The sequence below is a fragment of the Streptomyces sp. NPDC031365 genome, from assembly GCF_055569765.1.
The window spans coordinates 42,895-54,749 of record NZ_JBVIIM010000041.1 but is presented as its reverse complement, the minus strand read 5'-3'; the positions used below and the strand labels follow the sequence as shown (position 1 = coordinate 54,749).

Below are 11,855 nucleotides of genomic sequence, written 5' to 3'. Positions count from 1 at the left end.
TCAGCGGCCTTGACGGACTCGGCCTCGGTCACGTTGTCGCTGGTCATCGATGCATCTTCCTTGATCAGGAGTTACACCGATCGTTTTACAGTCCCTCAAACGACCATGGGTGGGTCCCTCGGCCTCCGAGCCGAGGGACCCACCCATTCCTCTGCCAAAGCGACTTGTTCGAATGTGGCTACTGCAGGAGCACGTGCATTCTACGGGCGATATCAGCCGCCTTCAGTCGAACCTGGTCATCATTCAGCAGGTCAGGCATACCGATGCCAGCTGAGTCGTAGTCGTGCGCGACATAGAAGAGTTCTGTCGCCGCCTCATATTGCTCGGCTGTCGGATACGGGCCGCCGTACCCCTTGTACAGGGGAAGGCAGACAAGAGAGAACTCTGAAGGAGAGATTCTCCCTTCCGATACAGCCTCCGCGAGTACCAAAAAGGGCTCCAACGTGGCCATTTACAGCTTCCCTTGCATGGTCAGGTACCAGAACTGGTCTGAAGTCACATCCGATTTCCAGGCACCAAGCATCTCGCCGGATTCGATGTCCACCGAGACGTGACGCCCGGTGTTGAGATCCACGTAGTGCCGGGCAGGCGTCCCGCGATACGTTCCCGCGATTTGAACGTTCCCTGGATCCTTAACGAAGCCTTCCAAGGCGTTCACGAATGCTTGCTTGCTCGCTTTGCTCTCCTTCGCAGTGACCCCGAAGTCGGCAGCATGTTTGAAATGATGAGGCACCCTGTTCGAATCGATCCATACGGATCCGCACCCAGGACCTGAGTTATGAACCAGGACCGGAGTCTGCCCCGCCAGCACATAGTACGTGTGCAGGTCGTCGACGGTGAGGTTGTACGTCCGAGCGTGTTTGGTGTATGCCCGGTTGCTGATGATGCGGACGGTGGTGCCGTCGGGGGTTCTGAGGGTCATTCCGGCGGCGAGGTTGCGGGCTTCGACCCAGTCGCCGATCTCGGGAACCCAGAAGGGGTGTTCGTGTGTAGCGGTGAGCTTCTCGGGTCCGTCGGGTGTTTTGATGGTCAGTTCGTTGAAGTGCTTGTCGTGTTCGGTGACGATCAGGCGGGTGACCTTCCGGAGGCGGGTCTCCCCGGTTTCCGGGTCGGTAGCAACAACCTCGTCGCCGACCTTGATTTTTTCGATTTCCTTGGTCTTGCCGTCGGCCATGAGGACTTGGGTGCCGGCAAGGAAGCACTTATTGCATTCTGGATTCTTCTTGAGCCATTTTTCGATGGCCTCTTTACCCTTTTTCTTGACCGAATCGGGTACCAGCTTCGTGACCTTCGCGAAGGGGAGGTCCGAGACGACGCCAAAGTAGTCCCAGCCGTTTCCCTCTCCGGTCAACGTCTTCTTCCATGACTCAACGTCAGGGATGACGAGGGAGCCCACGAATTTGAGTGCGCTCTTCTGGGCCTTCAGGTCGTATGGCTTGACGACGGTCGTTGTGCTCAGCGGATTGCTGCTGCCGAATCGGGTGACGCTGTGGAGGTCGCCCACTACGTCATAGGTGTAAACGGAGGTTTCGTGACGGTAAGACCAGCCTCCGTTACCGTCCGGGACCATCCAGTCCCGATAGGTGCTATTGCGGTCCTGGCAGCCCCTGTAGCAATCGGTGGCCGGCTTCAGGCCGTCGGGGTCGCTGGTGCTGATGGGGCTGTTCTTGGCGTAGGAGTAGCCGTTCATCTGCAACGGGTCCGTGATGTCCAGCAGCGGATCCGCGCTGATGAAGCGGCCATTGGCCTGGTCGTACTCGCGTGCGCCGATGTGTGTCAGTCCGGTGGCGGTGTCGTCGATGCCGACGCCCAGGTAGCTGCGCCTGTCCGGCCAGGAGGCCGGCTTGGGGCCGCGGGCCTCGCCGAAGGGCTTGAAGGCTCGCCTGGTCACTGGCTGGTTGGCGGCCATCTGGATGGTGGTGTTGGCGGTACCCAGATGGTCGGCGAGCTGGATGTTGAGGGTGTGTCCGGTGCTGGTGCCGTTTGAGGTGCGGACGACTGTGGGGGCGCCGGGAAGGGCGTAGTTGCGGGTCGCCTTGGTGATCTTTCCGGTGGCGTCGGTGGTGAGTTCGCCGCCGGGAAGGTAAAGGGTGGAGCCTTCGCTGGAGTTCTCCAGGAGGCGTTGGCCGCCGGTGTCGTAGGTGTAGTTGACGGTGGTGGCGCCGGTGGTCACGGTGGCCGGCTTGTTCTCGGTGGTCCAGGTGAAACTCTGGGTGTCGTTGGCGAGGTCGCGCTTGGTGGTGTTGCCGGCCGTGTCGTAGGTGTAGGCGCTGCCGGAGCCGATGGGGGTGGTGGAGACCCAGGCCAGGGTGTGGGGCTGAGTGGTAACCGGTTCGGTGGCGCCGTTTCCGGCGGTGGTGCCGTAGCCGGATTGATAGGTGATGTTCTTGGCGGGGTCGGTGACGTTGTGCGCGGTGAGGGTGGAGCGGTTGCCGATCCAGTCGTAGGTGAACGCCTGCCGGTAGGCGGTGGCGGACGTCGCCACCGTGCCGGCGGCCGGGGCGGCTGCGGCGAGCGTGCTGGTCAGCGAGGCGTCCGGGCTGGAGGTGTCGTTGGCCGCGTTCGGGGCGTCCGCGACGGGGCCGGACGCGGTGGCGTAGTCGGTGCGGTAGCCAAAGGTGGCACCGTTGGCGGTCTTGCAGCCGTTGCCTGTGCCAGTGGGGGCGATGGTGGAGGTCCAGGCGTGGACGAGTTCACCGAGGGCGTCGTAGGTGTAGCACTGCGTGTCCCAGGTGGAGCCTGAGGCTTCGCTCAGCTTGCGGGAGTTCGATGTGATGGTGCCGGAGGCGTCGTAGGAGTAGTAGCTGTCGGTGATGCGGTGGGGTGAAGCGGTCTCGCGGTCGGCGACGGTGCGCTGGAGGCGGCCGGTGCGCGGGTCGATGAAGTTGGTGGTCCACACGCGGTAGGGCTGGGAGCCGGAGACGGTGCGGAGGGCTTCGCCGAACGGGGAGTAGGTGACGTCGGCGGTGTACCAGTCAAAGCCGGACGTGGACTCGGGCAGGCCGTCCTCGTTGTAGCGGGTGATCACCTTCTCGGAGGAGATGCCGCCCTTTGACGGGTAGGTCACCGAGAGGGGCTTGCCGGTCGGCGTGTAGCTGTAGGTGTAGCTGTAGGTGCCTGAGAGCCCGGTGGTCTTGGTGTTGGCGGGGATGGTGATGTCCTGCCCGGTGGGCTGGTAGTCGGTGGTGTAGCCGGTGATCTTGGTGGCGTAGTCGCCGTCCGCGCTGTGGCGGGTCGAGGCGACCGGCAGGCCGAGGGCGCCGACGGCGTCGAAGGTGAAGGTCTTGATCGGGCCGGCCATGGCTGAACCCTCGCGGACAGCCGTCACGCGTCCGAGCACGTCGTAGGTCGTGTGCAGGGACTTGCCGTTGGCGTCGACGGTGGTGAGGGGACGGTCGGCGCCGTCGTACGCGGTCGTTTTGGTGGTGCCGGTGTCCGGGTCGGTGGCCTCGACCATGCGGCTGCGTACGTCGTACTTGTACGTCCACTTGTTGCCGGCCGGGTCGATGACTTCCGAGCGGTTGCCGCGGATGTCGTAGGCGTAGCGGGTCGATCGGGTGGTGGACTGGTCGGCGTCGGTGTACTGCTCGATCTCGGTGACCCGGCCGAGGGCATCGGTGGTGGTCCACGTTGCCGGAGCGGTGTTGCCCGGGGGGTCCACGTGCACGGTGTTCGGCCCGTACGACGTGAAGGTCTCGTGCTGGAAGTCGCCGTCGTGGTAGGTCGCTTGACGGACGGTGCGGCCCGTGCCGTCGTACTGGGTCTTTACGTAACTGGGGATGAGTGTCGTGGACTTGGGTGCGAACAGTGCTGTGGTCGGCTGGCCTGCGGCGAGGTAGCCGCTGGTGACGATGCTGGGCCGGCCGTGGTCGTCGTAGGAGGTGTCGGTGATGATGCGGCCGGGGCCGTGGGCCTCGTTCTGGGTCTGGACCGGGCGGAGCAGGCCGTCGTAGATGGTGACCGAGGAGGCGTAGCTGCCGTCGTCCTTGATCGTCTTGGTGGTGACGGCAGCAGGGCTGGTCCTGGAGGGGGTGGCGGTGGCCTGTTGGTAGCTGATCTGGACGTCGGGGGTCTGGGTGCCGCTGGAGCGGATGGGGGACCAGCCCTTGACCAGGCGGCCGAGGTCGTCGTACTCGTGCCGGGTCACGCGGCCGTTGGGGTCGGTGATGGTGAGGGGGAGGGAGCGGCCGGGGTCGAACGTGGTCGTGGTGGCGTGTCCGAGGGCGTTGACGGTCTTGAGGCCGGTGAGCGGGCCTCCGGTGTCGGCAGGCGTGTAGACGTTCTCGGTGGTGCCCTGATCCGGCCTGGTGACCTTGCGGATACGGCCGAGCGGATCGTACGTGGTAGTGGTGATGACGCTGTGTGCGTCGCCCGCCCCGTTGGATTCGGCGACGGTGGTGGGCAGGCCCTTGAGCGGGGTGGCGGCGTAGGTGAGGGTGTCGTAGCTGGTGCGGACCGATTTCAGCAGGTGCGTGGCGTAGTTCGCGCCGTCGTATCGATCGCAGGGGACGGCGATCGTCCGGCTCTGGGAGATCAGGCCGATCAGGTGCGCGTCGGTGTTGTGGACGTAGGTGTTGCGGGTGCACTCCTGCTCGGAGAGTGTTTCACCGCCGGTGCCGTCGGGCTTGACGACGAAGCTCTCGACCTCGGTGGCCAGGCCGTAGGTGTCGTCGACGGTGGTGAGGGTGCGCTTGGACTGCCATCCCTCGTCGAGGGACTGGATGTCGTCGGTGCGCTTGATGCCGACGCGGTGGGCGAGGAGCGGTTCCATGGCCGAGCCGTCCTCTGCCTCCCGGGCGCGGGAGGCGGTCTGCTTGGACCAGGGGAAGTTCAGGGTGCGCTGGAGGAGTTGCTTGTTCGAGTCCTTGTAGGTGAGGACCTCGGCGGCCAGGCCCGCGTACTGGCGGGCGTCGTCGCTGACCAGGGTGTGGGTGCCGGTGGTGTCCTTGACCTCGCCGCCGGTGCCGAGGAAGTAGCGCGTCTCGGAGTACGACTGCGACTGCGGGTCGTCGTTGCCGGTCTTGCTGGAAGTGGTCTTGCTGCCCTTGGCCACGGAGACCTGGCGGTATCCCTGCCAGTCGCTGTACGTGCGCAGGGCGGGTCGCTGGAACTCGTCGTCGGACTTGGCCCAGGCCGGGCCTGTGTACTTGTACTTGGTGACGATCGGCACGCCGTGGTTGGTGACCTTGTCGGTCTCCACGACGGAGGCGACGACGTACTTGTTGAACCACTGCTTGGGCGGGGTCCGCTCGTCGCCGTCCGGGGACCAGCGGACCGGGTAGCAGGTTCCGTTCGCCTTCTCCTTGTCCTCGGACGGCGGGGTGGCGCAGCCGCCGGTGTACTCGACCTCGATGTCGGCGCCGGCCTCGGTGGCGACGGTGCCGATGCGAGGGCGGGTGAAAGCGGGACGCTGGTCCTTGGGGCCGGTGCGGACGAGGTTGGGGAGCTGACGGTCACGCAGGCGGGACTGGAGCGGAGAGGAGGAGCCGACGCGGTACTCGGCGAAGCTCACGCCGTCCTTGGACTGGATGGTGCCCGTGGTGTCGCCGGGGCCGTATCCGGTGCGGGTGATCGAGTTGAGCCAGAGTCCCGGGGAGGTGTCGTACCAGTTGTCGGGAAACGACTGGTGGAGGGCGTAGACATCGACCCTGCCCAGGCCGGTCACGCCGGGGCGGGCACCGAGGGTGGTGATGGTGTCCAGGCGCATCTGCGTCCAGAAGGACGGGAAGCCGGGGCAGAGCTTGGACGTTGATGTGCAGTTGAGGTTGCCGGGGGTGTCCCACCAGGGGCGGTAGGCACCGGGGTCATCGGTCTTGGCGAAGTTCGCAGCGTCACAGGCGGTGGCGGACTTCAGGCAGCGCTGCTTGACGCCGAAGCTGACCTGCGCGGAAGGCGTGGACAGGTCGTCCGAGCGCATTCCGTAGTCGATGGTGGTGGGGTAGGCGAAGCGCTCGTAGGCTTCCGGGGTCTTGCGCTTGTCCCGGACGGCGTAGTAGTTCGTCTCCTGCTTCCAGTTGACGACCATCACGTTGCCGTGAACATCCGTGATCTTGTCCAGGCCCCAGCGCCAGGCCTGCTGTTTGCCCGCGCCGCAGCGGGAGTCGGCGAAGGCGGTTGCATGGCAGGGCTCGCCGGGATGGTTGCCGAAGACGGGAACCGTGGAGACCGAGTTGGTGTTGGCGTGGCCACCGCCGACCTCGTGACGGCCAAAGGTGTAGACGGTTCCGTCGGTGGTGGTCACCTCCCAGTACTCGCCGTCGTTATCGCCGTTCGCCGCACCGGTCTTGAGCGTGACCCGGGTACCGTCGTCGGACGCCAGGCGGTAGCTGTCGGTGGTTCCGACGCGGACCAGCTCGGTGGTCCGGCCGGCGAGGGACATCACCGCATTGTGCGAGACCCAGCACAGGTCGGAGGTCTTATTGGCCTTGGCGGTGTTGTTGGGGGCGCCGGCATCAAGGGTCTTCCGGTCGTCCTTGCAACTGCGGTAGCGGCGCTCGATGCGGCCGGGGTCGTAGTCCCAACCCTCGCCGATCCATGAGGCCTGAGGGGAGGAGACAGCGGTGCGGCCGTCCACGGACTGCGAGTTGTAGGTGAGCGCGACCTTCGGAATGGGGCCGGCCGGGGGCGCTGGAACGGTCAGCGGGTAGGACCACACGAAGGCGCCGGAGCTGCCGGCATGCGACCAGGAGCCGGTCGAGGCAAGGGGGGTCGCCTTGAACGAGCCGCCGGGACCGGCCCCGGAATCGACCGCGCCGATCACGGTGGAGTCTCCGCTGCCTTCCGCGCCCAGCAGGCGAGAGCCCGCCGAATGCGTGGAGGGGCCTTCGGACGCCGTGGCGACAGTGTCGTCGGCGGCCGGGTCGATGGTCGCGGAGACTGTGTTGGCGTCCGGGTCGTTGACCGTCTCCAGCTCCGTGTATGCCTGGCACTCCTCGACATCGGGGGTGGTCAGGTAGCACGCCGGGAACTGGACCAGACGCAGACGGGAGCCCCAGTCGGCGCCGTAGAGGTTCTCGAAGGTGCCGTAGTTCAGAGAGAGCGAGACCGGCACCGCGCCCGTGTCCGGCGGGTCGACGCGGATGACCGCACCGTCCACGCCCTGCGTGGTGACTTCGGTGCGGGCGTCCACGCTCACGCCCCACGCACCGGTGGGGGTGGGCTGCCCCTCGGCCGGGGCGAGCGTGACCGGGACCTGGTCCAGCGACTGGGACTCGACGGCGGCGGACAAGCTCCGTGCGGTACTGGACGGAAACGTGACCGTTGTGGTGGACGCGGGAAGCGGAGTGTCGGTACCGGGCGGCGCCGCCTCCATGTCCTGCGGAACATCGGTCTTCAGGCTCTCGACGTCCTGGTTGACCGGGGCGCCGTCGGCAGGGACGACTTTGGCGAGCGACTCGAGAGTCAGGGCCTCGCGCCCCGGTTCGTCGGCCGGCGGAACCGGCGGCACAGCCATCGCCGCCGTGGGCAGCAGACCGGTGAGCACGGCGGCACCAGCTGCGGCGACAACCGCTCTGCGCACGCGCAGGCTTCGGGAAAGGCGAGTTCGACCGAACACGGAGGGTCCCCCCGGACCACTTGGAGCGGGGCCGGAAACGGACCTCGCGCAGGACGAAACAGATCGGGCGAATTCTGTGAGAGCGATGTGAAGAAACGCTAGAGGTTCAGACCACTAGTGATCATTGTCACGCCACGTAACGAGAGAATCACTCGCAGAGGGCATCGATCGGGTGGCACCCCTCCGAGGAGGAATACATTCCGACGTGGGTCCAATTTCGCCCGATAACATCTGATGGACACTCAAATACCTGAGGCCATGGGGCACTTCGTGCTGATATGAGACCTCTCTCGGGACGGGTGGACACTCATCAGCCTCAGCCGGGCGGTCCCCGGAGAAACGGAAATCGCCCGCCCCGAGTTTCTGGCGTGAGAATTCACAGGGTGACGACAGGCAGCTCATGAGTCATCATCAGCTCGCCCTGCCATGCCCGCGCCCCCGTACGGAACGGTCCGCTTCGCCATGGCCGGCCACATCGTTCCGGAGGAGCCCCGCACACGTCGATCCGTGTGCCGGGCATGGGGAAAGGGACCTCTCACGATGCCAACCACTCAGCCACGCAGGCCCGGACGCCGCACCCTGGCGTTCGCCCTCGCCACGGCGGTCGCAGCGACCGGCATCGCTTACGCCGGGTACACGCGCTCCGACGGACAACAGCAGACCGAACCCCAGCGGGCGAAGGCGGTCACCGAGAGCGCCGCCTTCGTCCAAGCCGCCCGCACGGGCAAGCAGGTCGAGGTCACCGCGGACCGCACCGAGCGCTCCACCACCTGGGCCCGTCCCGACGGCCAGCTCGCCAAAAGGTTCCACGCCTCACCGATCCGGGTCCGCAAGGACGGCGAATGGCGCGCGATCGACACGGATCTGCGGCGCAGCAAGGCCGGCTGGGAGACCACGGCCACCAGCGCCCGGATGGTGTTCACCGCGGGATCAGGCAAGAAGCAGGACCCGGAGCGGGCCTCCCGGGCCGGGGGCCAGCGTGTGTCACTGGTAAAAGACGCTCCCGCCGGGGCCGGAGCGAGCGATCTTGTCACGCTTTATGTGGGCGATGCCGGTGAGTACGCCATCCAGCTCACCTGGCCGGGACCGGTCCCGGCCCCCATCATCGACGGCTCGCGCGCCCTGTACCCGGAGATCTTCCCCGGCGCCGACCTGGTCCTCACAGCGGACAACGACGGCTTCGCCCAGCTCCTCGTCCTGAAGAACCGGGCGGCCGCAGCCAACCCGCTGGTGCAGCAGCTCTCGTACGGCATCACCTCCCAAGACCTGACCTTCCGCCTCGACCCACTGTCCGGCGTCCTCACCGCCGAAACCTTCTACGGCAACGAAGTGGCCAGCTCTGGCACCCCGCTGATGTGGGACTCCACCGGCCAGCCCGCCATCACCGACGGACAGGTCGGAGCCACTGCCCAGCCGACCGGCTCGGAGAGCCCTGAGCCCAGCAACTCGACGTCCTGGACACCGGAAGCGGTGCCGGCCGAGGAGGCGACGAACGACGCCGAGTCGGACGAGCAGACCGACCGGGAATCCGAAGCCCCGAGCCTGCCCACCCCCACTGACGACCCAGAAGTCATCCCCTCGGAGACCGCCACACCCACCGCTCCCGCCGAACCCACCCCAGACCCCTCGCAGAGCGGACCAGCGGCAACCCTCTCGCTCCCACTGCTCGACGGACCATCCCCGGACTCCCTGGGCAACACCGTGGAGTCCGACCTCTCGGACGACAACTGGGTCATCACCCCGGACCTGAACTTCCTCAACGCTCCGGAAACGACCTACCCGGTCTTCATCGACCCGTCCGTCACCAAGCACATGGACAACTGGACGACCGCCTACAGCCGGCACCCCAACGCCACCTTCTACAACGGCAAGGGCTTCAACAAGGGCGGCACCCACGAGGCCCGGGTCGGCTTCGAGTCCGACACCTGGGGCACTTCGCGTTCCTTCTTCAACATGGACTTCGACAAGAACCTCAAGGGCGCGAAGATCAGCAGCGCCAAGCTGCGCCTCCTGGAAACGTACTCCTGGTCCTGCAGCGCCCGCTCGATGAGCGTCCACGTCACCGGAGCGATCAGCAAGAAGACCAACTGGAAGAACGCCCCGAAACTCACCGACGGCAACAAGTTGCAGACCCGCAGCTTCGCACACGGCTACAAATCCGGCTGCCGCGACGCCTACGAGACCTTCGACGTGAAGAAGGCCGCACAGAACTACGCCGACCTCGGCCGCTCCAAAATCACCTTCGGTCTGCGTGCCCGAAACGAGAAATCCCAGTACTCCTGGAAGAAGTTCCAGGCCAACGGCGACAACGGACCGGCACTCGAACTCGTCTACAACCGTCGCCCTTCGTCCCCCACCAACCTCGACCTGTCCCCCGACGCCAAGTGCACCACCACCGAGCCGTACGTCCGGATGGGCACGGGCAGCGTCACCTTCACCGCGCGAGGGAAAGACAAGGACAACAACCTCGACTACCTGGACTTCGACCTCTGGCCCACCGGCAAATGGGGCTCCACCGGCGACATACTCGGCTCCACGGGCAAGGTTTCCACCGGCAGTGACGGCGGCGACGCCCTGCGCTCCACACCCGCCTTCTCCACCAGCAAACTGACCAACGGCACCCTCTACTCCTGGCGGGTCCGCGGCATCGACGACAAGGGCGCCACTTCCGGCTACTCGCCGGCCAAAACGCCCTGCCGGTTCATCCTGGACACCGCCCCGCCCAAGCGCCCCAAAGTCACCTCCACCGACTTCCCCAACGCAGACGGCGCGGAGAACGGCTTCGGGAACGACGCCGAGGACGCCAACTGGTCGAAGCTGAAGTTCGGTACGGCGGGCTCCTTCACCGTCTACGCCGGCTCCACCGACACTGTCCGCTTCGAGTACTCCTTCAACGGTGCCAACTACAACTTCTCCAAGAGCCGTACCGCCGGAACGGCCGTCACCACCCCGACGACCATCGCCGACGCCAAGCCCCCGACAGCCGGCCCCAACGTCCTGTACATCCGTGCTGTCGACTCGGCGGGCAACCCCTCCGACCCGGCCCTCTACTTCTTCTACGTCAGCCCGCGCGACGAAGCCGACAGCCCCGGCGACTTCACGGGCGACGGCCTCGCCGACCTCATGGCCGTGACCGTTGGGGGAAATCTCGCTCTCTACCCGTCCCAGGCCACACCCGACCTCGCCCGCGCCAGCGGTGACCTCGACTACTCCATGTCCGGCGCCTACCGTGCCAATCCCGCCAAGGACCCGGGCTCCCAGGACGGTCTTCCACCGTTCGTCGCCGCACCCTCCGGTCACTTCAAGGACTCCCTGATCACCCACAACGGCGACATCTACGGCGGTGACGGCCTCCAGGACCTGGTCGTCCGCGTCGGCGGCAAGCTCTGGGTCTACCCCGGCGACGGCTACGGCGCGGTCAACATCGACCGCCGGATCGAGATCCTCCTGCCCTCCAACGCACCCAGCCCCGCCTCCCTCACCCAGATCGTCTCCGCGGGCGACGCCACCGGAGACGGCCGCACGGACTTCTTCGCCACCGTGGGCGAGGAGATCTGGGCCTTCACCGGCTACCACGGCGCCACCATCGACAAGGCGATCCGGCTGTCCTCCACGCCCTGGGCCGACCGCGACATCGTCACCGTGGCCGACGTCAGCGGCGACGGGGTGACGGATCTGGTCTTCCGCACCGACGTCTCAAGCCGGCTCCTCTTCCGCAAGGGCATCAGGGCCGCCGGCGGCGGAACCGACCTGACCTCCCTGGCCTCCGGCGCCAACTCCGCCGACGGCGTTGACGCCGTCTACGGTTCCTCCGGCTGGTCCAGCACCAGCATTCCGCTGCTGATCGGAACCCCCGATGCCAACGGCGACGCCATACCCGACATCTGGGCCGTACGCTCCGACGGATCCGTACGCTTCTATGCAGGGAGCAAGACCGTTCTGTCCGGATCCGGCACAGAGATCATCGGACAGAACAGTCACTGGAAAACCCGCATCGCCATCGGCTGACCTGCCGACCCCAAACGCCCGGACCCGCTTCCTTGGAAAAGCGGGTCCGGGCGCACTGAGCGAGGAAGAGAGCGAGGCCCGGGTGCGACTGAGGGCCGACCGACAGGCGCTGCTGACACGGACGACCGATCCGCTACCGATGAGGCTCATCCTGAGCGAAACCGCGCTGCGCCAACAGGCCGACGGGCGTGACGTGATGGCCGGACAGATGGCCAGGACGTTCTGTTACCGCAGCCGCCCAGGGGGAGCCTGGGCGGGGCGTTGCGGGAGGTGAGTTGCTTACCTCACCGCG

General features: G+C 66.3%; 4 protein-coding genes. 2 read left to right on the top strand and 2 right to left on the bottom strand.

Going from position 1 to position 11,855, the window contains the following annotated elements:
* Window positions 1–178: 178 nt before the first annotated feature.
* Complete coding sequence (locus ACZ5C2_RS35740; RefSeq protein WP_468800703.1) at window positions 179–451, bottom strand: hypothetical protein; 273 nt, start codon at window positions 449–451, stop codon at window positions 179–181.
* Entirely contained in the window at window positions 452–7,453 is a 7,002-nt protein-coding gene (locus ACZ5C2_RS35735) for a polymorphic toxin-type HINT domain-containing protein (protein ID WP_468800710.1), read from the bottom strand.
* Between the two features lie 642 nt (window positions 7,454–8,095).
* On the opposite strand from ACZ5C2_RS35735, the gene ACZ5C2_RS35730 reads away from it, so the two are divergent.
* Both ACZ5C2_RS35730 and ACZ5C2_RS35725 read left to right on the top strand, forming a co-directional pair.
* Window positions 8,096–11,563, top strand: coding sequence for a DNRLRE domain-containing protein (locus ACZ5C2_RS35730; protein ID WP_468800700.1), 3,468 nt, complete (start codon window positions 8,096–8,098; stop codon window positions 11,561–11,563).
* Window positions 11,475–11,837 carry a Scr1 family TA system antitoxin-like transcriptional regulator gene (locus ACZ5C2_RS35725; protein WP_468800698.1) on the top strand — a complete coding sequence of 121 codons (363 nt, stop codon included), beginning with the start codon at window positions 11,475–11,477 and terminating at the stop codon, window positions 11,835–11,837. Before ACZ5C2_RS35730 ends, ACZ5C2_RS35725 begins: the two co-directional genes overlap by 89 nt.
* Window positions 11,838–11,855: the final 18 nt, after the last annotated feature.